The 24011-nt window shown below is 62.7% G+C and carries 20 protein-coding genes; 12 read left to right on the forward strand and 8 right to left on the reverse strand.

What is annotated here, in order from left to right; genetic code table 11:
• Positions 1-17 precede the first annotated feature (17 nt).
• Positions 18-605: an XRE family transcriptional regulator gene (locus EOB36_RS05065; protein WP_126106092.1), complete on the reverse strand. Its 588-nt coding sequence runs from the start codon at positions 603-605 to the stop codon at positions 18-20.
• A gap of 300 nt (positions 606-905) precedes the next feature.
• Between EOB36_RS05065 and EOB36_RS05070 the strand changes: the two genes are divergently transcribed.
• A complete protein-coding gene (locus EOB36_RS05070) occupies positions 906-1610 on the forward strand; it encodes a nitroreductase (protein WP_128242668.1) in 705 nt (234 codons plus the stop codon).
• A 52-nt stretch (positions 1611-1662) separates the two neighbouring features.
• Here EOB36_RS05070 and EOB36_RS05075 read toward each other — a convergent pair whose 3' ends face one another.
• The 4 genes from EOB36_RS05075 to EOB36_RS05090 are packed head-to-tail and all read right to left on the reverse strand — an operon-like array spanning position 1663 to position 6815.
• Positions 1663-2265 carry a sarcosine oxidase subunit gamma gene (locus EOB36_RS05075; protein WP_126106093.1) on the reverse strand — a complete coding sequence of 201 codons (603 nt, stop codon included), beginning with the start codon at positions 2263-2265 and terminating at the stop codon, positions 1663-1665.
• A complete protein-coding gene (locus tag EOB36_RS05080) occupies positions 2258-5251 on the reverse strand; it encodes a sarcosine oxidase subunit alpha (protein WP_128284432.1) in 2994 nt (997 codons plus the stop codon). Before EOB36_RS05080 ends, EOB36_RS05075 begins: the two co-directional genes overlap by 8 nt.
• A complete protein-coding gene (locus EOB36_RS05085) occupies positions 5248-5544 on the reverse strand; it encodes a sarcosine oxidase subunit delta (protein WP_095486724.1) in 297 nt (98 codons plus the stop codon). The genes EOB36_RS05080 and EOB36_RS05085 overlap by 4 nt, the downstream gene beginning before the upstream one ends.
• 11 nt (positions 5545-5555) lie before the next feature.
• Positions 5556-6815 carry a sarcosine oxidase subunit beta gene (locus tag EOB36_RS05090; RefSeq protein WP_128284433.1) on the reverse strand — a complete coding sequence of 420 codons (1260 nt, stop codon included), beginning with the start codon at positions 6813-6815 and terminating at the stop codon, positions 5556-5558.
• Between the two features lie 220 nt (positions 6816-7035).
• Between EOB36_RS05090 and EOB36_RS05095 the strand changes: the two genes are divergently transcribed.
• From EOB36_RS05095 to EOB36_RS05140, 10 genes are all read left to right on the forward strand, one after another.
• On the forward strand, positions 7036-9525 hold the full coding sequence (locus tag EOB36_RS05095) for a mechanosensitive ion channel family protein (RefSeq protein WP_095486722.1): 2490 nt from the start codon (positions 7036-7038) through the stop codon (positions 9523-9525).
• A gap of 168 nt (positions 9526-9693) precedes the next feature.
• Positions 9694-9957: a hypothetical protein gene (locus tag EOB36_RS05100; protein WP_095486721.1), complete on the forward strand. Its 264-nt coding sequence runs from the start codon at positions 9694-9696 to the stop codon at positions 9955-9957.
• Positions 9958-10225: 268 nt separating this feature from the next.
• A complete protein-coding gene (locus tag EOB36_RS05105; RefSeq protein ID WP_128242693.1) occupies positions 10226-11659 on the forward strand; it encodes a UbiA family prenyltransferase in 1434 nt (477 codons plus the stop codon).
• Positions 11660-11661: 2 nt separating this feature from the next.
• The gene (locus EOB36_RS05110) at positions 11662-13029 is read left to right on the forward strand and encodes an FAD-binding oxidoreductase (protein WP_128284434.1); all 1368 of its coding nucleotides are present in this window, start codon (positions 11662-11664) and stop codon (positions 13027-13029) included.
• 106 nt (positions 13030-13135) lie between these two features.
• Positions 13136-13582 (forward strand): EamA family transporter, encoded by a 447-nt coding sequence (locus EOB36_RS05115; RefSeq protein ID WP_128284435.1) that lies wholly within the window; start codon positions 13136-13138, stop codon positions 13580-13582.
• Positions 13579-14586 carry an NAD(P)-dependent oxidoreductase gene (locus EOB36_RS05120; RefSeq protein ID WP_095486718.1) on the forward strand — a complete coding sequence of 336 codons (1008 nt, stop codon included), beginning with the start codon at positions 13579-13581 and terminating at the stop codon, positions 14584-14586. The genes EOB36_RS05115 and EOB36_RS05120 overlap by 4 nt, the downstream gene beginning before the upstream one ends.
• Before the next feature lie 23 nt (positions 14587-14609).
• A complete protein-coding gene (locus EOB36_RS05125) occupies positions 14610-16082 on the forward strand; it encodes an aspartate aminotransferase family protein (RefSeq protein WP_128284436.1) in 1473 nt (490 codons plus the stop codon).
• A gap of 16 nt (positions 16083-16098) precedes the next feature.
• On the forward strand, positions 16099-17328 hold the full coding sequence (locus EOB36_RS05130) for a hypothetical protein (protein ID WP_127206492.1): 1230 nt from the start codon (positions 16099-16101) through the stop codon (positions 17326-17328).
• Positions 17329-17605: 277 nt separating this feature from the next.
• A complete protein-coding gene (locus tag EOB36_RS05135) occupies positions 17606-20167 on the forward strand; it encodes an FAD-dependent oxidoreductase (RefSeq protein ID WP_126106099.1) in 2562 nt (853 codons plus the stop codon).
• A 120-nt stretch (positions 20168-20287) separates the two neighbouring features.
• A complete protein-coding gene (locus EOB36_RS05140) occupies positions 20288-21130 on the forward strand; it encodes a DUF1194 domain-containing protein (protein WP_127206259.1) in 843 nt (280 codons plus the stop codon).
• 48 nt (positions 21131-21178) lie between these two features.
• On the opposite strand, the gene EOB36_RS05145 is transcribed toward EOB36_RS05140, so the two are convergent.
• From EOB36_RS05145 to EOB36_RS05155, 3 genes are all read right to left on the reverse strand, one after another.
• Positions 21179-22117, reverse strand: a complete 939-nt coding sequence (locus EOB36_RS05145) for a GlxA family transcriptional regulator (RefSeq protein WP_348627380.1) — start codon at positions 22115-22117, stop codon at positions 21179-21181.
• 352 nt (positions 22118-22469) lie between these two features.
• Positions 22470-22604 carry a hypothetical protein gene (locus tag EOB36_RS35695; RefSeq protein WP_013894968.1) on the reverse strand — a complete coding sequence of 45 codons (135 nt, stop codon included), beginning with the start codon at positions 22602-22604 and terminating at the stop codon, positions 22470-22472.
• A 335-nt stretch (positions 22605-22939) separates the two neighbouring features.
• Positions 22940-23128 (reverse strand): hypothetical protein, encoded by a 189-nt coding sequence (locus EOB36_RS05155; RefSeq protein WP_095486713.1) that lies wholly within the window; start codon positions 23126-23128, stop codon positions 22940-22942.
• Positions 23129-23348: 220 nt separating this feature from the next.
• Here EOB36_RS05155 and EOB36_RS05160 point away from each other — a divergent pair.
• The coding region (locus EOB36_RS05160) for a LysR family transcriptional regulator (protein WP_245467619.1) at positions 23349-24011 on the forward strand (663 nt) is incomplete at its 3' end.

Consider the following 24011-nt stretch of genomic DNA (forward strand, 5'->3'; position numbering starts at 1 on the left):
CTTCTCCAGACCTATATTCAGTAGACAGGTGGCGAAACCACCCAAATGACGACAGCCGGCTCCGCTCCAGGATTGCGCCAGCGGAACGGCTTGCCGTCGAAGCGAAAGGAGTCGCCCTCACCAAGCCGGTGCCAGACGCCTGATATCTCGATGTCGAAGCTGCCGGAAGCGACATATCCGGCTTCCTCCGTCGGCCGGCGCGCCTCGGTCTTCAGCTCCGCACCCGGCGCGAAGACCGAACGCAGCATCTCGAAGCTACCGCCGAGATCAGGCGAAAGAAGCTCCTCCACCAGGCCGGAATCGCTTGTGCCAAGCGTGCGGCGGCTGCCGGCGCGCACGACCACGCCGCGCTCGTTCTCGACGGGCACGTCATGGCTGAAGAACAGGCTGACCGGCACGCCGAACAATTCCGCGAAGGCCCTGAGATCACTGAGCGATGGTATCGACAGACCGCGCTCGACCTGACTGACCCAGCCGACGGAGCGGCCGAGCTTCAGGCCGATCTCGGCAAGCGTCAGCCCGCGCGCCCTGCGCAGCGCCCTGATATCACCGGCCAGCAGCCGTTCGCGGTTTTCCTGCTCCGATCTGACGGCGGTTGAGGTCAAGCCATTTCTCTTACTGAAAAATTCCCCTTGGTGAAAAATTTGGGGCAAATTTCATGAGGGGTCAAGTTCGTGAAAAAATCAAGGGGATTTTCATGAGGCTACAAGATTTGCTTGCGCCATTTTGACGGTTCAGGCAAAGGCTCGGCCACGAACGGCGAGTGAGGGCGTCCGGTCGAGACCCACGATAGCGCGCCGCGCGTCCAATTGGACGCGCAAAGGACGCTCTGTCATTTTCTAGACTGCGCATGATCCTTCCGGACACCGATTCCGATTTCCGGGGTCATGCGCTAAGGACGGCCCATGCTGGAAAACAACACCCGGATCGCCAAGGATGCGGCGATCGTCGACGAGGCGATCACGTCGCGCCGTTCGGTGCGCGCCTTCCTGCCCGATATGGTCGACGACGAGACGATCCGCGCCATTCTCGCTGTAGCGGCTCGTGCGCCTTCGGGCACCAACATGCAACCTTGGCGGGTCTACGTCACCAAAGGCGAGGTCAAGCAGCGGATCACCGATGCCATCCTCAATTCCGGTATCCGCGCCGAAAAGGCCGAGTGGGACGAGTATCGCTACTACCCGGACCAGTTCTTCGAACCGTATCTCACCCGGCGGCGGGCGAACGGCTTCGGCCTCTACGGCGTGCTCGGCATCGGTCGGCGCGAGGTGGACAGGATGCGTGCGCAGCACGACCGCAACTTCGTCTTCTTCGACGCGCCGGTCGGCATGATCTTCACCGTCGACCGGCGGCTGAACAAGGGGTCGTGGATCGATTACGGCATGTTCCTGCAGAACATCATGGTGGCGGCACGGGGCAGGGGCCTGCACACCTGCCCGCAGGCCGCCTTTGCACCGTATCACAAGCAGATCAGGCCGGTGCTCAACATCCCCGACGAGGAGATCGTCGTCTGCGGCATGGCGCTCGGCCACGAGGACACGTCCAAACCCGAAAACGAGTTCCGCACCGACCGTGCGCCGCTGGAAGAGTGGGTGACATTCGCCAAATGAGGTGGCGCCAAATGAGGTGGCGCCAAGTGAGGTGACGACGCGCCGCCTCGGTCTACTGCACCTCGTAGCCGACTTCCTCGCTGGCGTGGCAGAGCGCCTTCCAGAACGAGCGCGCAAACGAGCGGAACACATAGATGTCGAACTGGTCGGCGCCGGTGCGCTGGATCTGCGCGAAGACGTCATGATGCATGGTCGAGCGGCCGGCGCCGACCGGGAAGGCCGGCAGCGCGAAGTCGATGGCGAAGAGTTTTGCCAGCACCCATTCGGCCTTTGGTCCGGCGATGCGGATCGCGGTGCGGCCGTGCGACAGGTCGGTCACCGTGCCGATCGCCGGGGTGACGACATTGGCAAAGGCTGATGCCAGGCCTTCGGCCTCGTCGACCACTGTGAATTTTCCCGGCGCGAAGCCGAACACCGACCTCACGCCGTCGGTGCTGCCGGCGCCGGCGCCATCGGGCAGAGCAAGGCCGGTAACGGTGCGGATGCCTGATATCAACTTCTTCTCCTGGCCCGGCCAGGCAGCGAGCTGCAGGATCGATCCCGGCCTGGTTTCGGAGAGGATGACATCGATGCCGTGTTCGAAATCGCCGTGCGAGCCGGTGCGCAGTTCCGGCTCAAGCGGTGCCAGCTCAAGCGGTGATTGGCGCTCAACCATGCATGCGGCTCCCGTCCGGATCAAAGAAGTGGTTGGAGACGATCTCGACCGGGCCGAACCGGTTGCGCAGGGGATCGGAGATATGGGCGCGCGTGCCGCGCCGTGCCTTGCCGTCCTTGACCAAAGCGAGCGCGATGTATTTGCCGAGCGCCGGCGAATAACAGCAAGCGGTGATGTGGCCGATGGAATCGTGCGGATTGGCTTCGTCAAGCGCCTCGACGATGTGCGCGCCGCCGTTGAGCGGCTGGTTGTCCAGCGAAATCAGACCGACGAGTTCCAGCCGGCCGGGAGCGATCAGCCCCTCGCGATCCATCATCGCCGAGCCGATGAAGGGCTTTTTCTTGGACAGCATCCAGTCGAGATGCAGGTCGCGCGCCGTGGTTCGGCCGTCGATCTCGGCGCCGGTGACGTGGCCTTTCTCGATGCGCATCGTGCCCAGCGCCTCGAGCCCGTAAGTCACCAGTCCGAACGGCTTGCCGGCTTCGATCAACGCTTCCCAGACATGGGTGCCGTACCCGGCGCCGGAGTAAACTTCGAAGGCCATTTCGCCGGAGAAAGACAGCCGGCAGATCATCACCGGCACGCCCGATATCTTGCCGTGCACGATGCCCATGAAAGGCAGCGTGGCGTTGTCGACGGCGGTGCCAGTGATGCAAGCGGCAAGAATGGCTCGCGCCTTTGGTCCGCCGATGGCGGCACCCGCCCATTCGTCGGTCACCGAGGTGACGTGGACCTTCAGCTCCGGCCAGATAACGTCAAGGAAATACTCCAGATGCTGCATCACCTTGCCGGCATTGGCCGTGGTGGTGGTCATCAGGAAGTCCTGATCGCCGAGCCGCCACGTCGTGCCGTCGTCGAAAGCGAGGCCGTCCTCGCGCAGCATCAGCCCGTAGCGGGCCTTGCCGACAGCCAGCGTCGAGAACATGTTGGTGTAGACCCGATCGAGGAATTCCGCTGCGTCCGGACCCTGCACGGTGATCTTGCCCAGTGTCGAGACATCGACGATGCCGGCGCTCTCGCGCGTCGCCCTGGCTTCGCGCACATAGGCCTGCTCGATCGTCTCGCCGGGATGGCCATAAATCATCGGGCGATACCAGAGGCCGGCCGAATACATGGTTGCGCCATTGGCGACGTGCCAGTCATGCATCGGCGTCAGCCGCTCTGGCCTCAGGTCGCCGAAGCGTTCTGCGGCGAGCGAGCCGATAGACACCGCGGAAAAGGGCGGGCGGAAGCGTGTCGTGCCGACTTCGGGGATCGGCTTGCCCAGCGCTTCGGCCATGATGGCGAGGCCGGGTATGTTGGAGTTCTTGCCCTGGTCGGTCGCCATGCCGAGCGTGGTGTAGCGTTTCAGGTGCTCGACCGAGACAAAGCCTTCGCGATGCGCCAGCCGCACATCCTCCGCGGTCACGTCGTGCTGGAAATCGACGAAGCTTTTTCCATCGGCCTTGATCTCGAACACAGGCGCCGGGTCGGGATCGCCGGGTGCTGCTTCGACGACCGGCAAGGCCGTTGGTGCGCCGGTCCCGCCGGCCGCCGAAAGCCCGGCGGCGCGACCTTCGGCGATGGCCTCGGCGGTGGAGAAGCTGCCGGTGAAAGCGCCGGCGCCAATCCATTGCTGGGTTGGCTTCGGTGGCAGGAAGGCTTGCCTGGCGGCATTCCATTCCGCCTTAGCGCCGGCCTGACTGGCCAGATGGATGGTCGGCGACCAGCCTCCCGACATCAGCAGGCAGTCGGCTTGAATGCTGCGCGGATCGCCGGCAAGCGCGCCGTTGACCATGTCGAAGCGCTGCACCTTGATGCCGGACAGCGCCTTGCCGCCTTCGGTGGCGACCACGGCGTGACCGGCAAGAATCTTGGCTTCCGCTTCATCGGCGAGCTCGCGCATCTCGCTCGAAAGCTCCGGCCGCACGTCGACGACGGCGACGATGGCCGCGCCGGCATTCTTCAGCGCAAGAGCGGAGCGATAGGCGCTGTCATTGTTGGTGAAGATTGCGATCCTGTTGCCCGGCAGCACGCCGTACTCGTTGGCGTAGCGCTCGGCGGCATGCGCCAGCATCACACCCGGCCGGTCGTTGCCCGGAAACACCAGCGGCCGCTCGAAGGAGCCGGTGGCCAGCACCACCGATTTGGCGCGAATGGTCCAGTAGCGATGGCGCGGTTCGCCCTTCCCGGGCCTCTCCTTATGGTCGGTGACCCGTTCGAGCGCAGCGAGCGTGTTGCCGTCGTAGTAGCCCCAGACCGTGGTGCGCGGCAGCAGGCGGACATTGTCATAGCCTTCGAGCTGGCCGGCGGCTCGCGCTGCCCAGTCCGCCCCGGGCATGCCGTCGATCGTCTCGCCGGACCAGTTGGCCGAGCCGCCGAAATGCGGTTCGAGCTCGCTGAGGATGACACGCGCGCCCTGATCGGCGGCGGCCCTGGCGGCCATCAGCCCGGCCGGACCTGAGCCGACCACCAGCACATCGCAGAAAGCGTTCATACGCTCGTAGCGCGCCGTGTCGGGAGCAGTCCCGGCGCGGCCGAGACCGGCGGCCCGGCGGATGAAATGCTCGCAGAACATCCAGAAACGCGTGCTCTTCAGCGGGCCGATCGCGGGTCCCATGAAGGTCTTGTAATAGAAGCCGGCGGACAGAAGCTTGCCGCCGAGCTGATTGACGGCGCTGACATCCCAGGACAGCGATGGAAAGCGGTTCTGGCTGACAACGGTCAGCCCGTCATAGATCTCGACCATGGTCGCGGCAATATTGGGCTCGCGAACCTCGCCCCGCAGCACCGTCACCAGGGCGTTCGGCTCCTCGACGCCTGATGTCAGCACGCCGCGCGGGCGGTGATATTTGAACGAGCGCCCGAACAAGGTGACGCCATTGGCCAGCAGCGCCGAGGCAAGCGTGTCGCCGGCATGGCCGGTGTAAGGCGCGCCATCGAAGGTGAACCGGATGGTTCGCAGCCGGTCGATCCGACCACCGGCATCCGTGCGGCGTGGGCTCATGCCTTGCCCTCCGCCTTGTGGCGCGCAGCGGCTTTGTGGTCGCCGCGCGCGAAGGCGACGCTGGAGATATCGTGTGTCAGCGTGTTGCGCACGACCTTGAGATGGGCGCGGCAGCCGCCGGAATGCTGCCAGATCTCGTTGTGGTCACCCGCCGGATTCAACCGATCGTAAACATAGGCGTTCCAGGCGTCGAGATTCTGCGACGCGGGCTGAGGGCGCTCGCGGTTGCCGTCGCCCTGGTAGGTGAACTCGATGACATCGCGCGGGCCGCAATAGGGGCAAGTGATCAGCATTTTCGTCTTACCTAATGCAGCCGCGGCGTCGCGCCCTGGCCCTTGTCGTCGATCACCATGCCGCGATGGAAGCGGTCGAGCGTGAAGGGCGCGTTCAAGTCGTGCGGCTCGTCCTTGGCGATGGTCCAGGCAAAGCACCAGCCAGACGCCGGCGTCGCCTTGAAGCCGCCGTAGCACCAGCCGCAGTTGAGATACATGCCCGGCAGCGGGCCGGTGGTGATGATCGGCGAGCCGTCCATCGACATGTCGCAGACGCCGCCCCAGGAGCGCAGCATGCGCACGCGCGCAAGCCCCGGAAACAGCGCCAGCATCTCGCTCATCACCTCGTCGACAATAGGCAAACTGCCGCGCTGGGCGTAGCTGTTGTAGCCGTCGAGATCGCCGCCATAGACAAGGCCGCCCTTGTCCGATTGGGACATGTAGAAATGGCCCATGCCGAAGGTGAGGACGGTATTGACGAATGGCTTCAGCGATTCCGTCACGAAGGCCTGCAGCACATGGCTCTCGATCGGCATCGTCTCGATGCCGGCAAGCTGCATGACCCGTCCGGTGCTGCCGGCCACCGCGACCGCCACCTTCTTGGCGCGGATCTCACCACGCGAGGTCGAGACGCCGGTGACGCGGTCGCCATCACGCAGGAAACCGGTGACCTCGCAATTTTCGATGATGTCGACGCCGCGACGGTCGGCGCCGCGCGCATAGCCCCAGGCGACGGCATCGTGGCGGGCGGTGCCGGCGCGCGGTTGCATCAGCCCGCCGACGACCGGGAAGCGAGCCGCGCCCGAGACGTCCAGCGCCGGTATCAGGCGTGCGATCTCCGCCGTGGTCATCAGTTCGGCGTCGACGCCGAGATGGCGCATGGCGTTGCCGCGTCGCGCAAGATCGTCAAGCTGGGCAGGCGTGTGCGCCAGGTTCAGGCAGCCGCGCTGCGAGAACATGACGTTGTAGTTGAGGTCGTGCGACAGGTTCTCCCACAGCTTCATCGAATGTTCGTAGAAGCGGGTGTTGGCAGGCAGCAGGTAGTTGGAGCGAACGGCCGTCGTGTTGCGGCCGACATTGCCCGAGCCGAGCCAGCCCTTCTCCAGCACCGCGACATTGGTGATGCCGTGCTCCTTGGCGAGATAATAGGCGGTCGACAGGCCGTGGCCGCCGCCGCCGATGACAATCACGTCGTAGGATGCCTTCGGATCCGGCTTGCGCCAGGCCGGCTTCCAGTCCTTGTTGCCGGTCAGCGCGTTTTTGAGAAGCGAGAAGGCCGAATATTCCGCCATTCTTATTGTTATCCGTTCTGGCTTTTTGTCATCCGTTTTGGGCGATGCGGCACACTATACAGCAGGCCGCTGCCGCAAAGCCAATATTGCGCCATCGCTTTTCGACTGGCCGACTCCGAAAACGAGCCGCCCGCGACGGCTTGCTCCTTGATATGAGCGTCTTTATCAAGGACGGGCTTTTGAAACCGCCTTTTGCCGTCCGCGAGTCGCCGGAAACATCATGTTCTTTCGTTTGCTCCGCCTGGTTCTGATCCTTGCGCTTTTCGTCTTGGCGCCGCCGTCTTCCGACGCGATGGCGCAGGCCATCGGCCAAGGCGCCGCCGCGCTGATCGCAGAGCAGATGAAGGCGATCCAGGACCTGACCGCCAAAACCGACGATCTCGAGAAAAAGATACCGCAGGAGGCCGAGGAGGACGCGGGCCTCGTCGATATCCGGCTGCAACTGGAGGATATTTCGCGGGCAGCGTTGACCAGTGCGCTGGCATTTCGTTCGCGTCTTGCCGACATCAACAACCGTATCGAGGTGCTGGGCGCGCCGCCGGCCGAGGGTCAGCCACAGGAACCCGAGATCGTCACCAGCGAGCGCGGGGCACTGGCCGCCGAAAAGGCGGAGATCAATGCCGTCATCGCCAGCGCGCAGAACCTGTCGATCCGCATCAGCGGACTGATCGACAAGATTAGCACCATGCGCAGCGAGCTGTTTCGGAATGTGCTCACCAAACGTTATGTGCTGTCCGATGCACTGAGCCCGGAGGTCTTCTCCGATGCGCAGGACGAATACGCCAATTTTTACAAGGCGGTATCGTCCTGGCTGACCTTCGCCTTCAAGTTCAAATTCCAGGCCGTGCTGGCTGCGACCTTGATGGCGCTTTCGCTGGCTGCAGTGCTTTTTGTCGGTGGGCGGCGTCTGTTCGGGCGTGTCTTCGAAGCGGACCCTTCCGTTGAGGACCCCTCCTATCTCAGCCGGCTGTCGGTGGCGTTCTGGTCGACATTGCTGCCGACGCTGGCGGTCGGCGTCTTCCTGGTCTCGACCGTGTTCTTTTTCAACTACTACAACGTGTTGCGCGGCGATATCGGTGTATTCCTGAATGCGCTGGTCGCCGTCATAGCGGTGGTGTTCTGCGTCAACCGGCTGACCAATGCGGCGCTGGAGCCGCGGCTGCCGAACTGGCGGCTCATACCCGTTGAAACCGGCCCGGCACGCTGGCTGGTGCGGCTGACGACGGCCATGGCGGTGGTTATCGGCATCAATAATTTCCTGTCGGTCGTCAATGACAAGATGGGCTCGCCGCTGTCGCTGACCATCGCCAGAAGTTTTGTCGCCACCATCATCGTTGGCGTCATCCTGATCCTGATGGGGCTGCTGAAACCGTTCAAGGCCACCGACGGACGCTGGCGGCCCTGGCCGGCGTGGCTGCGGTACACCGCCTTCGCGCTAGGCCTTTTCACCGTCGCCGCGGCGCTGCTCGGCTATATCGGCCTTGCCATCTTCGTCTCGCTGCAGGTCGTGGTCACCGGCACCATACTGGTCACCGCCTATATCGGCTTCCTGTCGGCGCGGGCGATCAGCGAGGAAGGCGGCTTTGCCAACACGTCGATCGGGCGCTGGCTGTCGGTCAATTCCAGCTATGAGGAGTCCGCGCTCGACCAGCTCGGCCTGGTCGTCAGCGTCGCCATCAATGTCATGATCGTGCTGGTATTCCTGCCGCTGATCCTGCTGATGTGGGGCTTCCAGCCCGGCGACATCCAGGCCTGGGGCTACAAGCTGGCGACGGGCCTGACCATCGGCTCGGTGACGATCTCGTTGACCGGCATCCTGAGCGGCATCGTTGTCTTCATCATCGGCTATTTCCTGACGCGCTGGTTCCAGGGCTGGCTCGACGGCTCGGTGATGGCGCGCGGCAAGGTCGATACCGGCGTGCGCAACTCGATCCGGTTGGCGGTCGGCTATGCCGGCGTCGCGCTCGCAGCGCTCGTCGGCGTCTCGGCGGCTGGCATCGATCTCTCCAACCTGGCGCTTGTCGCCGGCGCCCTGTCCCTCGGTATCGGCTTTGGCCTGCAGAACGTCGTCTCCAACTTCGTCTCCGGCCTGATCCTTTTGGCGGAGCGGCCATTCAAGGTCGGTGACTGGATCGTCGCCGGTGACATCAGCGGCACGGTCAAGAAGATCAGCGTGCGCGCTACCGAGATCGAGACGTTCCAGCGGCAGTCGGTGATCCTGCCCAATTCAAACCTGATCAACAATGCCGTCGGCAACTGGACGCACCGGAACAAGCTCGGTCGCATCGACATCAAGGTCGGCGTCGCCTACGGCAGCGACGTAAAACAGGCCCATGCTGCGCTTTTGGAGATCGCGCGTGGCCATCCGCTGGTGCTGAAGAATCCCGAACCCTTCGTGCTGTTCACCAATTTCGGGCCGGCCGCTCTCGAATTCGAAATCCGCGTGTTCCTGGCGGACGTGATGAACGGCAACGTCGTGCAGAACGACATCCGGTTTGCCGTCCTCGATGTGTTCGCCGACCAACATATCGAAATTCCATCGGCGCCGCGCGCCGTCGTAGAGACCAAGAAGCATGAGGCGTGGCCGATCGACGACGACAAGATCGAAGTCGATTTTGCCGAACAGGAGCAAGCGAAGGCGGAAGCCGTGGCCGAGGCGAAACGCCTGGCCAAATCCGGGCGCAAGATCCGCAAGCCGGATCCCGATTAGGATCTATCAAGATTCAGCTGATGCCAGCTCTCGGCGCAGCGAGAACCAAATGCGGCATGAATGCGGCATTCAGTTGCCGTTCAGCTTGCATCTCATATAAGCTCACATGCAAAGGGCGAGAATGCCTTGCGAAATGCAACAGAGGCGGTGGAAACACCGATATTGCAAATGTGGAAGTCTCTCGTCGCCGCCATCGCTTTTCTTGCCGTGGGCGGTTCAGCCTTCGCCGCCAGCGCGACCAACAAGGACGCCGAGACCCGCACGCTGGTCGTGACCGAAGGCGGTGGCAAAACGGAGCTGGCGCTGGCCGCCGGCGAAACCGCGGAATTCTGCCCGAGCGGGTGTTTCGTTACCATGCCGAATGGCGACCTCGAGGCGCTGACCGGCTCGGAAACGATCGAAATCTCAGGCGGGGTCGCCCGTATCAAGTAACCCGCATGAAGTAACGTTGACTGCTTGCTTTCGAAGGCCGGGAAAATGCCCGGCCTTTTTATCGTTTCGGGTCATCGATGCTTAACGATGAAGAGCGAAATTCCGTCATGCAAGCCAAGCCAGGCTGGGCGTTTTAACGTTCGCTGCGCTGTTCCCCGCTATATCGAGCCGAAGACGCCGAAGCACGGCGCTGGTTTTGGATCGGCGCATGATCCTTTCCGAAAAAATCGGTTTTCGGGGTCATGCGCTTTCAGGCAGGGCAACGAAAATGGATGCGCGGTCGGACAGGAACGCAATTCCGCTTGCGGTCGATCTCGACGGCACGCTGATCGCGACGGACCTGTTGTGGGAAGGGCTGTTCATCCTTCTCAAGAAGAATCCGCTCTATATCTTCCTCGTGCCGTTTTGGCTTGCCGGCGGGCCGGCGCAGTTGAAGCAGGCCATCGCTCAACGCGTCGAGATCGACCCTGCATCGCTGCCTTATCGCGAGACGCTGCTTCAGCGCCTTCGCATTGAACATGGCGAGGGCCGCCAGATCGTGCTGGCGACCGGCACGCCACGCAAATTCGCCGAGGCGATCGCCGCGCATCTCGGGATATTCGACCGCGTCCTGGCGACCGATGGCCCCTACAACATGACTGCAGGCAGAAAGCGCGCTTCGCTTGTCGCCGCCTATGGCGACGGCGGCTTCGACTATGCCGGAAACAGCCGGCACGACCTTAGCGTATTCGACGCCGCGCGCACGGCAATCGTCGTCGCGCCCGACCGCCATGCTGCGCGCTGGCAGGCCGCGCACAGTGCCGAAATGATGCCGGCGCCGAAGCCGACATTCAGGACCATCGTCAAGATGCTGCGTGTTCATCAGTGGCTGAAGAACTCGCTGATCGCGGTGCCGATGGTGCTGTCGCACGAATACTTCAACGCCGACATGATCTGGGAATGCTTGCTGGCATTCGTCTCGTTCAGCGCGGTCGCTTCCGCCATCTACATCCTCAACGATTTCTTCGATCTGGCGCTCGACCGCAAACATCTGACCAAGCGCAACCGGCCATTCGCCAGCGGCGCGCTGTCGATCCCGTTCGGCCTCGGTTCGATGGCGGTGCTGCTTGCAATAGGTGTTGGAGCAGGGCTTCTGCTGCCGATCGAATTCCTCGGCGTTCTCGGCGGCTACATCATTGTCACCACCGCCTATTCGTTGTCGTTCAAGCGCATGCTCCTGATCGACGTGCTGACGCTTGCCGGTCTCTATACGATCCGCGTTCTGGCGGGCGCCGCGGCGACCGGCGTCGACGTCTCGTTCTGGCTGCTTGCCTTCTCGATCTTCTTTTTCCTGTCGCTGGCGCTGGTGAAGCGTTTCGTTGAGCTGCGCACGACCGCTATTCCAGCCGGCGAGCGCATTGCCGGCCGCGGCTACCGCACCGAAGACCAGGAGATCGTCGCCCAGGCGGGCATGGCCTCGGCCTTTTCCTCGGCACTGGTGCTGGCCCTCTATATGGACAGCGTCGCGGTGCGCGAACTCTATCCGCATCCCTGGCTGGTCTGGCCGCTGGCCCCGATCGTGCTCTACCTGACCATGCGCGTCTGGATACTCGCCCGCCGCGACGAGATGCACGACGATCCGGTCGTCTTCATCATTCGCGACTGGCGCAGCCAGATCGTCGTGCTCATCGGCGCCGTGTTTCTGGTCGCCGGAGGCTGGTAGGCGTGGCGAAGCAGCGTTTTCAGAGCTTCGGCCTTGCCACGCCGCCGGCACTCGATGTGATCCCGGCGGACGACGCTGTTGCGTTGCTGAAGGGCGGCAAGGCGACAAGAAACGCCTTGCTCGCCTATGGCAACGGCCGCTCCTATGGCGATTCCTGCCAGAACGAGGCTGGCAAGGTCGTCGACATGCGGCCGCTGAATCGCATCCGCGCCTTTAATGCCGAGACCGGCGTGATGGAGGCCGAGGCCGGCATGCTTCTGCCCGACATCATCGCCCATGCAGCGCCATACGGCTTCTTTCCGGCCGTCGTTCCTGGCACGCAGTTCGTCACGCTCGGCGGCGCCATCGCCAATGATGTTCACGGCAAGAACCATCACCGGCGCGGCACCTTCGGCTGCCATGTCGAATCCTTCACGCTGCTCAGATCGGATGGACGGACCTACTACTGCTCGGCCACCGACAACGCACGCCTGTTTGCCGCAACGATCGGCGGCATGGGGCTGACCGGACTGATCCTGTCGGCATCGATCCGGCTGATGCGGGTGCCATCGCTTGACATCGTCGAGACGACGACGCCGTTCCGCGACCTCGGCGAATTCTTCGAGCTTGCCGAAGCGGCCGACCAGGCCAACGAATACGTCGTGGCCTGGATCGACCAGCTTGCCGGCGGCCCCGGCCGTGGGCGCGGGCTGCTGTTCACCGGCAATCACGCCGAGCATGGCTCCCATGTGGCCTTACGTGCAGGCGGGAATCTTTCGGTGCCGTTCCAGCCGCCATTCAACGTGCTCAACCGGCCGTTCCTGACTGCCTTCAATGCCGCTTACCGGTGGAAGAAAGGCCGGTCCACGGCGCCGCGTCGGGTCGGCTACCAGGGTTTTTTCTTTCCGCTCGACGGGGTCGGCAATTGGAACCGGCTCTACGGACCGAACGGGCTCTTCCAGCACCAGAGCGTGGTGCCGGAAGACGTCGCGCGCCGGGCGGTGCCGGCGTTGCTTGCGGCGGCAAAACGAGCCAGGCAGGGCTCGTTTCTTACGGTCCTGAAGCGTTTCGGCTCGATCCGCTCGCCGGCACTGCTGTCGTTCCCGCGACCGGGTTTCACGCTGACGCTGGATTTTCCCAACCGTGGCCGGGCGACGCTGGCGCTGCTGAAGGAGCTCGACCAAATCACCGTCGAGGCCGGTGGCGCGGTCAATCCTTACAAGGACGCCCGAATGGGTGCCGACGTTTTCGCCGCGTCCTTTCCGGAATGGCAGCGCCTCGAAGCCATCCGCGACCCCGCCTTCATGTCGAGCTTCTGGGCGCGAACGGCGAAAAAGCTCGACGCGCGACGCGAACCCGCCGAAGCCGAGGATCCGATAAGATTCGAATAGTTCATGGTTAATGGAACGATAAGGTAAGGCTTTCTTCGAGTTTTCCTGTGCTTCACGAAATGTTTGCAGGTTTTTAATAGAACGAGGAAGGGTTGCTGGAAAAGACATGAAATACATCATCTTCATTCTGTTCACGGTCATGACCAACGCCGCTGCGCAGCTCATGCTGAAGCAGGGCATGATGTCGCTCGGCCAGATTTCCTTCGAGGGCACCAATCCATTGCTGAAGCTGTTGCAGATCGCCTTCAGCCCGTGGGTTTTCCTCGGCCTGTGCACCTTCGTCATCTCGATGGCGTCGCATCTCTATGTGCTGTCCAAGGTCGAGCTCAGTTTCGCATACCCGTTCCTCAGCCTCGCCTATGTCGCCGTTGCGATCTTCGCCTATTTCGTCTTCCGCGAGGACCTCAATGGCTGGCGTATCGCCGGCATCGCTTTCATCTGCGTCGGCACGGTGCTGATCGCCCAAAGTGGCCGGGATTTGGGTGGGCGCGGGGATAACGAGGAAACGGCCTCCCTTTCGTCCGACAAGATTCACAGTGGGATCGTTCGATGAGACATGTGATCTTCGGCGGCGACGGGTTCGTCGGCCGCCACCTTGCCCCGAAACTTCTGGCCGACGGCGAGGAGGTGGTTGTCGCCGATATCGCTAAAAGCGATCTGCCGCATTACCGCTCGGTCCGATATGTCAGGTGCGACGTCACCGATCCGGCCTCGGTCGCTTCGGTCGGGCTGAAGGCCGACGACATGGTCTACAATCTGTCGGCGAAAATGCTGTCGCCGATCCAGGTCCGCGCCAAACGCCACGAGTTCTTCTTCCCGGTGAATTTCCACGGCACCGAGCACATCCTGCAGGCGATGGACAAGGCCGGTGCTCCGAGGCTCGTCCACTACACGACCGACATGATCTACGGCCACACGGTCACACAGCCGATGACGGAGGACCATCCGGTCGCGCCGCTCGGCGAATATGGCTGGTCGAAGCAGAAGACCGAGGAACTGGCCGCCGAATGGCGCAAGCGCGGCATGTCGATCTCGCTGTTTCGGCCGCGCCTCATCATCGGCCCCGGCCGCCTCGGCATCCTCGAGAAACTGTTCAAGCTGATCGACTGGAACCTTCCGGTGCCGATGATCGGCTCGGGCAAGAACCCCTATCAGTTCATCTCGGTGTTCGACTGCGCCGAGGCCGCGCGCGCCGCCTGGAAGGCGGGCGTGCCTGATGAGGCCTATAATCTCGGCTCGCTCAATCCGCCGCCGGTCAGGAAACTGCTCGGCGATCTGATCAGGCATGCCGGTTCGAAGTCGATCCTGATTCCGACACCGGGCTGGGCGGTCAAGCGCACGCTCGACCTGCTCGACCTCTTGAACATGCCGATCATGGATCCGGAGCAGTATCTGATCGCCGACGAGGACTGCGTGCTCGACGTGTCCAAGGCCGAGCGCCAACTCGGCTGGGTGCCGCAATATCGCGACGAGGACATGCTGATCGCCGCCTACAGCGAATATCGCGCCAAGAAAGACGGCCATGCCGTCGCCGCCAAACATGTGCCCGCCGAGTGAAGGGCCAGCAGGAGACTCTTGAGATGACCGTCATGACCAAGCCAGACCACACGACTGCGCGCGCCACGGTCAGCGCGCCGGCGCTTTCGCCCGCCACCACCGTCAAGCCCGATCTGATCAGCGTCGAGCAGGCCAAGACGATGGACGTCGCGCGCATGACCGACCTGTTCAAGGCGCACCTCAACCCCGGCCAGCTGCATTTCATGAAGCTGCTCGGCTTCCACAAGATCAAGATCGAGCGTGCCGAAGGCATGTTCTACATCGATCAGAACGGCCGCAGAATCCTGGATTTCTTCGGTGGTTTCGGCTCGCTGGCCTTCGGCCACAATCATCCGCGCCTACTCGAGGCGCGCAAGAAATTCCAGGAGGAGAAGCGGCAGGAGATCGCCATCGCCTTCATGTCGCAATATGCGGCGGCCTTGGCGCACAATCTCGCCAAATGCTCGCCCGGCGACCTCGACATGGTGTTTCTGGGCTCGTCCGGCTCAGAAGCCATGGAGGCGGCGGTGAAGCTCGCCGAGCGCGCCGCGGGCCCGAAGCGGCCGAAGGTCGTCTATGCCGAGAATTCCTTCCACGGCAAGACCAAGGGTGTGCTGGCGATTACCGACGGCTCGCTCTACCGGGCCGACTTCAAGGTCGCCGACAATGTCGTGCGCATCCCGTTCGCCGACATCGAGGCGGTCGAGCGCACCTTCCGCTCCGATCCCGAGGTCGGCGTCATCGTGCTGGAAACCATCCAGGGCGGCGGCGGGATCATCCAGGCGCCTGCCGAATACTGGCAGAAGTTGCGCGCGCTCTGCGATCAGTATGGCGTGCTGTGGGTCGCCGACGAGGTGCAGTGCGGCTATGGACGCTCCGGCCGTTTCTATGCCTTCGAGCATTACGGCGTTGTTCCTGATGTGACGGCGCTGGCGAAGTCGCTCGGCGGCGGCAAGGCCGCAGTCGGCGCAATGATCGCCAGGCGCGAGATTTACATGAAGGCCTATGGCACGCCGAAGACGGCGATGATCCACGCCATGGCGACCTTCGGCGGCATGGGCGAGGCCTGTGTCACCTCGATCGAGGCGCTCAACGTGCTTTACGACGAGGGACTGATCGACAACGCCGCGATGACCGGCGACTACCTCCTGCAACGGCTGCAAGCGCTCAAGGAGAAATATCCCAAGATCATCAAGGACGTGCGGGGCAAGGGGCTTATGGTCGGGCTGGAATTCCACGACTTTTCGCAGACCTTGCCGATGGTGCTGCGGCCTGTGGTCAGCGTGCTTGACGACAAGCTGAAGGGATCTTTGTCCGGTTTCGTCGGAGCGCTGCTGCTGCGCGACTACGACGTGCTCGTCGCCTTCACCGAATACAACCGCAACGTCATCCGCCTCGAACCACCGCTGATCTGCCAGCGCGAACACGTCGACCGCTTTGTCGAGGCGCTCGATAGTCTGCTGTCGCGCGGCATCGTGTCGATCGTGAAGGATTTCGTCAAAAGCCAGGTCCGCTAGGCTACTGAGCGAAACCATGCTGACCAAATCTCCCGTTCCGACAAACCTGCTCGATCGGCTCACCGAGGCCGGTCTGGCATGGGGCGAGGGCGCCTATGCGCGTCTTGCCGCACCGATCGGGGCGGCGGCCTTTGCGCTCTACATCCTTCTGACTGCCGTGACGGCATGGTTCATGCCCGACGCCAATTGGGACATGCTGCCCTATCTGGCGATCGCCGAAGAGGGCACCTATGCCGATGCGAAGGCGCTGCACGACTATGCCTATGGCACGGTCAGGGACGGTGTATCGGCGGGCGACTACAAAGCGCTGGTCGATGACGGCGGCGGCTTCCGCAGCCATATGGCCGGAAATGCCACCGACTTCCATTCGCTGCTCGGCATGTATCGGGTCAAGTTCCTCTACGCCGAGATCCTTTCGACGATGAGCTCTGTGATGTCGCCGGTCGAGGCGATGCGGCTGCTACAGGTATTGTCGGTGCTGCTGTTCGGTGGGATCGCGCTGCTCTGGCTGCGGTCCGAAGGCGCGCTGGCGCTGGCGCCGGTCGCCGGCGCGGTGCTGATCATGGCCGAATTCGGCGATGTGGCGCGGGCCGCGACGCCGGATCTGCTGTGCTCGGCGCTGTTCCTCGGCGGGCTTTTTGCGTATGTGCGCGGTCGCGAGGTCGCGACAGCGGTCCTGCTTTTCCTCGCCTTCATGGCGCGGCCCGACAACATTGTCTTCCTTGCCATCTTCGCCGTGCTGCTGGTCGCCTTCCGGCAGAAAGCGTGGGGCGCGCTGGCCGGGTTTGCCGCCTCCCTGGTCGCTTATTTCGCCATCTCCCATTGGGCGCAGCATCCCGGCTGGTGGCCGCATCTGTGGTTCTCCAGCATCGAGCAGCACTACAATATGGACGGCTTCGATCCACCGTTCTCGGTTGTCGCCTATCTCCGGGCCTTTGCCGCCTCCCTGGTCCGCGCCGTCAGCCTCAACAGCTGGATCGGCGTCTCGGTGCTGGCGCTGGCGGGGTGGTATGCCTCAAGCCGCGCCGGCTTCAAGCTCGACCGCCGCGCCGGAATCCTGTTCGCGGCATTGGTGCTCGGCGTGCTGGCCAAGTTCACCGTCTTCCCGATCCACGACACCCGCATCTACTTTCCCAACCTGATTCCGCCGTTTCTGCTGCTCGCTGGTCCATTCATGGCGCTGTGGACGAGCATCAAAGGGCGACGAGCCGCAGTGTTGCACGTCATTCCGGGCGATAAACCATGAGTTCCGTCTCCAGCCCGGCGCGCATCATTTTCGCTTGAAGCCGCTGATCTCTACTGCTGCGCGACGCGTCCTTTGGACGCGCAAAGGACGCTGTAGAACTTCTTTCTGCGCATGATCCCAGCGAAAATCGATTCCGATTTTTCGGCGTTATGCGTCGGGGTCGCGCCGCACCTGCGGCGTGTCGCAAACAGGCGGTAGCACGATGGCCGTCGCCTGCATATTGTGCGCCGGTCAAGCGGGCGCCGGCGCCTGCAACAGCACTTTGGAGTCGCGGGCAATGGCAGGATTTCCGGAAAAGGCGAAGGTCGTCATCGTCGGGCTGGGCGGCATTGTCGGCGCATCGGTCGCCCATCACCTGATCGAGCGCGGATGGGACGATATCGTCGGCATCGACAAATCAGGCATCCCGACCGACATCGGCTCGACAGCGCACGCCTCCGACTTCTGCTACACGACCAGCCATGATTTCCTGTCCTGCTGGACGACGCTCTACTCCATCGATTTCTACGAGAAGATGGGCCATTACGCCCGCATCGGCGGCCTCGAGGTCGCCCGCGTCGGCGACGACGATCGCATGGCGGAGATCAAGCGCAAAATCGCCTCGGCAAAGGCGTTCGGCACGCGCGCCCGCCTGATCGAGCCGGCCGAGATCAAGCAGAAATTCCCGCTGATCGAAGAAGAGATGGTGCAGGGCGGCCTGTGGGATCCCGATGCCGGTCTCGTCATCCCGCGCTCGCAAACAGTCGCCGGCAAGCTGGTCGACCAGGCGGAAGCCTCCGGCAAGCTCAGATCCTTCGCGAACACACCGGCCAAGTCGCTTATCGTCGAGAATGGGCGCATCAAAGGCGTGGTGACCGATCGCGGCACAATCGAAGCCGACTACGTGATTGTTTGCGCGGGTATCTGGGGCCGGTTGATCGCGGAAATGGTGGGCGAGGACCTGCCGGTGATGCCGATCGATCATCCGCTCACCTTCTTCGGGCCGTATACCGAGTTCGCCGGCACCGGCAAGGAGATCGGCTGGCCGCTGCTGCGCGACCAGGGCAATTCGGCTTACATGCGAGACACCGGCGATCCCAAGACCGCCGAAGGTGGGCAGATCGAGTGGGGCTATTACGAAGAGACCAATCCGCGCCTTTGCCATCCGCGCGACCTTCTGGAGAAGAACCAGGCCCGTCTTTCGCCCTCGCAGCGCGACCTCGACATGGAACAGATCCTGGCGCCGCTCGAGCGCGCCATGGAACTGACGCCGATCCTGGGCGAACTGGGCTACAATGAGAGCCATTCCTTCAACGGGCTTCTGCAGGTGACGGCAGACGGCGGCCCCTCTATGGGCGAGAGCCAGAAGGTGCGCGGCCTCTGGTATGCCGTCGCGATCTGGGTCAAGGACGGCCCCGGCATGGGCAAGCTCATCGCCGACTGGATGACCGACGGCCGGACGTCGATCGACCACCACGCCATCGACTATGCGCGCTTCTATCCGCACCAGACGAAAGAGCAGTTCATCTGGGACCGCTGCACCGAAACGGCGATGAAGGTCTACAATCCGGCGGTCCATCCGCGCGAGCCCTTCTCTAAGGCTCGCGACGTGCGCCGCTCGCCCTTCTGGGCGCGCGAGAAGGAACTCGGCGGCTATTTCATGGAACTGGGCGGCTGGGAGCGCGCCCATGGCTATGCCGCCAACGAGCACCTGCTCGAGAAATACGGCAACCGGGTGCCAGTCCGTGAAAACGAGTGGGACAACCGCCATTTCTGGCGCGTCTCAAATGCCGAGCATCTCGCCATGAGCGAGGATTGCGGCATCGTCAACCTATCGCATTTCGCGATGTACGACGTGGAAGGCCCGGATCACGTCGCGCTGATGGAGTGGCTATGCGCGGCCAAGATCGGCGGCGATACCAACATCGGCAAGGGCATCTATACCCATTTCCTCGACGACGAGGGCATGGTGCGCGCCGACCTGACCGTCATCCGCATGGCCGACCGCTGCCGCGTCATCGACGGCGCCGATGCCGGTCCGCGCGACTTCCAGTACATGCGGCGGACGGCAAAAGACAAAGGCTTCGATGTCACCGTCACGGACGTGACTGAAAAATACGTGACCATCGGCATCTGGGGTCCGAACGCGCGGTCGACCTTGCAGAAGGTCGTCGAGAACCCGGACGGGCTGACGCCGGAGAATTTTGCCTTCGCAGCGATCAAGCCTGTCAGGATTGCCGGAAAGGACGTGACCGCTTTCCGCATCTCCTATGTCGGCGAGCAGGGCTGGGAACTGCATATGCGATACGAGGACGGCCTGGCCGTCTGGGACGCGTTGCGTTCGACCGGCGTGATGGCTTTTGGCGTCGAGACCTATGCCAACAGCCGCCGCATGGAGAAGAGCCTGCGCCTGCAGAACGCGGATCTTCTGACCGAGTACAATCTGCTGGAGGCCGATCTTGCCCGCCCGAAGGTCAAGGAGGCCGATTTCAGCGGCAAGGCAAAGCATCTGGAATATCGCGCCCGAGCGCATCAGCCGGCCATGCTTTGCACACTCGTCATGACGGACAATGTCGATCCCAAGGGGGTTGCCCGCTATCCGGTCGGCACGATGCCGGTGATGGACCCGGAAACGGGCGAGACGCTGGTCGACGAACTCGGCCGCCGGTCCTTCACGACCTCGATCGCCTATGGTCCGACCATCGGCAAGAACATTGCGCTCGCCTATCTGCCCTGGGCGTATTGCCAGGAGGGCCGCAAGCTGAATGTTGAGTATTTCGGCGAGACATACCCGGTCGAGGTGGCCGCTGTCGGCTACAAGCCGCTCTACGATCCGGAGAATCTCAATCCGCGCAGCTGAGCGATGATGACTTGCCGGGCCGCTACAATGGGGTGGCCTCGCAAAAACGTGAACGCAAGAGCCCAGCCCAGCGCTGGGCTTTTCGCTTTGTGACGCGACGATTCTCGCTTACCTTGCGGCATGTCTGCTTTTCCCCGCGCAAGACATCTCCTCTCTGCTGCCGCTGCGCTGACGCTTGGGCTGGCGCCAGAATCCCGCGCCGCCGAGCCGGTCGACGTCGAGCTGGTTCTTGCCGTTGACGTTTCGCTTTCGATGTCGCCAGCCGAGCTCGAAATCCAGCGTCGCGGCTATGTGGCGGCCCTGACGCACGACACGGTGCTGCAGGCGATAGCCGATGGCGCCTATGGCAAGATCGCCGTCACCTATGTCGAATGGGCCGGCACGACCTGGCAGCATGTCATCGTGCCGTGGACGGTGATCGCCAATCGTGCCGACGCCGAGCGGGTGGTCGAGCAGCTCTCCGCCCATGCGCCCAACAGCGCCCGGCGCACCTCGATTTCCGGTGCCCTGCAGTTCGGCAGCGATCTCTTCGCCGAAAGCGGCTTTCGGGGCGTCAAGCGCGTCATCGACATTTCAGGCGACGGCCCCAACAATCAAGGTGCTCCCGTCGACGTGGTTCGTGACGGGTTGGTCAAGCAAGGCATCACCATCAATGGCCTGCCGCTGATGACCCGAAGCGGCTTCACCAGCGTCTACGACGTCAACTATCTCGACCGCTACTACACCGACTGCGTCATCGGTGGGCCCGGCGCGTTCATGATTCCGGTCAATGAGTGGACGCAGTTTCCCGAAGCGATCCGCCGCAAGCTGGTGCTCGAGCTTGCCGGGCCTGCGTCCCCACAGTGGGCGGCGGACGAAGCGGCACATTCGCCGGTGGTGCTGGCGCAAGACAAGCCGGCCACCGACTGCCAGGTCGGCGAAAAAATGTGGCGCGACCGAAGCTGGATGTACGACAGCCGCTAGATTTCAAGCGCTCCCCGCCAGAGGCTACGCGTGCAAGATGTTGGCTGTTTACGCGGCCAGCAACTGCTTGCGATCGACGCGCTCCTGCTGCGGCGAGCGCGCATAGAGCTCGCGGTAGCATTTGGAGAAATGCGAGGCAGAGACAAAGCCGCAAGCGACCGCCACCTCGACCACCGGCATCGATGACTGGATCAGCAAGTGCCGGGCCCGATCGAGCCGGATTTCCAGATAGTAGCGGGCAGGGGATCTGCCCATCTCGGTGCGGAACAGGCGCTCGATCTGCCGGCGCGACAGGTCGACATGATCGGCGATCTCGATCAGCGACAGCGGCTCGGACAGGTTTGCTTCCATCAATTCGATGATGGTCAGCACTTTGGAGTTCTGCACGCCAAGGCGCGCGCGCAAAGGCAGGCGCTGACGATCGGTCGGGCTGCGCACGCGGTCAGTCAACACTTGCTCGCACACCCGGTTGACGAGATTGTCGTCGAAATCGTCGCCGATCAGCTTCAGCATCATGTCGAGCGCCGCAGTGCCGCCGGCGCAGGTGTAGATGTTCTGGTCGATCTCGAAGAGGTCGGCAAAGACATTGGCCTTGGGGAATGCCTCGGAAAATCCCGGCAGGTTCTCCCAATGAATGGCGCAGCGCTTGTTGGACAACAGGCCGGCGGCGGCCAATATATGTGCGCCGGTGCATAGGCCGCCGAGGGCGACGCCGCGGTTGTATTCCTCGCGCAGCCAGGCGAAGGCCGATTTGTTCTGGTAACGCTCGACATTGATGCCGCTGCAGACCACCGCCATGTTGGGCCGTTCGGGGCCAGACATCTTCTTGCGCTCGTCCTCCAGCGAGGTGTTGACGGCGCATTCGACGCCGTTCGAGGCGCGCACCGGCTTGCCGTCGATGCTGGCGAGCCGCCAGCGATAGGCCTCGTAGCCGAGCATCCGGTTGGCCGAACGCAACGGGTCGAGCGCCGTCGCAAAAGCGATCATGGTGAAATCGGGGACCAGGAAGAACACAAACGATCGCTTGATCGGATGATTTACGACGTTCACAGGGTAGCCCTCACGCTGCAATGGCGCGAACAGGATGTCGCGATCAGCATAGCGACATCAGGAAAAACCTTTCCTGTCAATTGGCTAGGCGGCAACGGAAAGACTTTATTTGCGACATGGGTCGCAAATGGGCAATCGTTATACGGTGACGGATCCAACATGCTGCCGGATTGAGCACATATGCCGGATGTGGTCGGCGCACGACAAAACGCCGCCTCGGCAGGACCGAAGCGGCGCTCTGATCAATTTCGAAGCAGCAGAAAGAAGCGCTGCTCGCAAGCTTGTCAGATCAGGCGACGAAACCAAGACGCGCGGCGGCCATGGCGCCGGTCTGGCCGGGCATGGTGTTGGCAAGGCGCTGGCGCTCGAGCGCGGTCGTCAGGTTCATTTCACGGCGAGCGAAAAGGCGGGCAAAAAGCTTCATGATCATCTCCATTCGGTTGCTCAGACGGGTCGCCTTCGCTTGATGGAGTGGGGCAGCTCGTTTGCTGGCGCTGATATAGGCTTACGTGAGGGGAAACTAAATCGCAAAAGCGAAGCACTTGATATGAAAAGCGACACGGAATGCGACATATTTGGGCATTCCGCCTAAGATTTATGATCACTTACAAGGCGTTAGTTCGAAATGTCGGCTGCTATGCAGCCCCTTCATATACGCCATGCAGCGGCGACATGGCTCGGAAGGTCATTTGACCACAAATAAAAAGGCCTGCCGGGCAGCGTCTGCGCGGCAGGCCTTCAGCTTTGAATACACACGATCTATTTTGCTCCACCAGCCCAGGATCCGACGCCGTAGCGAGTGGTGGTCTTGGTGTCTGCGGCTTCGGGCCAGCCGATATCCTTCTGCAGTTCGATCGGCAGAGAGCGGATGGCGCGTTCGGTCTGATAGCGGGCGCGGGCCGCGCTGAATTCGGTCGCGATGCGGCCGATGGATGACAGGATGGACATTTCATTCTCCTTTGCGTTGGGCCGGAAGTTTGCCCCGTATGAGAGCTACTTCAGGTTTGTTTCAGCTTCATTTCGTGTCGATTGCAGATCAATGTCACAGTCGTTTCAAGGCGGCCTCGGTACGTCTGCCTTCGATGGAGTTGACTATCCTCCCAAAGTGATGTTCAATCAAACGAAATGGAATGATGGTTTGAATCAGAAAAATTGAAGGTCGATCCCGATGAACGCCCCACTCAATCATCCGTTGCCGCTGCTTGATCTCGACGTTTTGCGCACTTTCGTGGCGATCGCCGAGACCGGCAGTTTCACCACCGCGGCCAATGCCGTCTTCCGCACGCCGTCGGCTGTTTCCATGCAGATCAAGAAGCTTGAGGATATTCTTGGTCGCTCCGTGTTCGCGCGCGACGCGCGCTCGGTGACGCTGACCACCGATGGCGAGATGCTGCTCGGCTACGCCCGCCGGCTGTTGTCGATCAACCGCGAGGTGGTGTCGAAGTTCATCATCCCCGATATTGTCGGGGTGGTGCGGCTCGGCTCGCCGGACGATTATGGCGAGCGCGTGCTGCCGCATGTGCTGAAGCGTTTTGCGCAGTCGCATCCCTCGATCGCGGTTGACGTCACCATCGACCAGAGCATCAATCTGCGCCGGCGCATGGACGACCGGGCGCTCGACATCACGCTACTCACCAATTCGTACAAGACCAGCGCGCTCGGCGCCGAGGTGCTGCTCACCGAACCGATCGTCTGGGCCGGCGCCAAGGGCGGCTGCGCGCATCTGCGCGAGCCATTGCCGGTGTCATTGTGGGAAGAGGGCTGCGCCTGGCGGGCCGGGGCACTCGAAGCGCTCGGCCGTGAGGGCCGCAACTATCGCGTCGCCTATATG

This window comes from Mesorhizobium sp. M6A.T.Cr.TU.017.01.1.1, from assembly GCF_004023115.1.
Lineage (GTDB): Bacteria > Pseudomonadota > Alphaproteobacteria > Rhizobiales > Rhizobiaceae > Mesorhizobium > Mesorhizobium mediterraneum.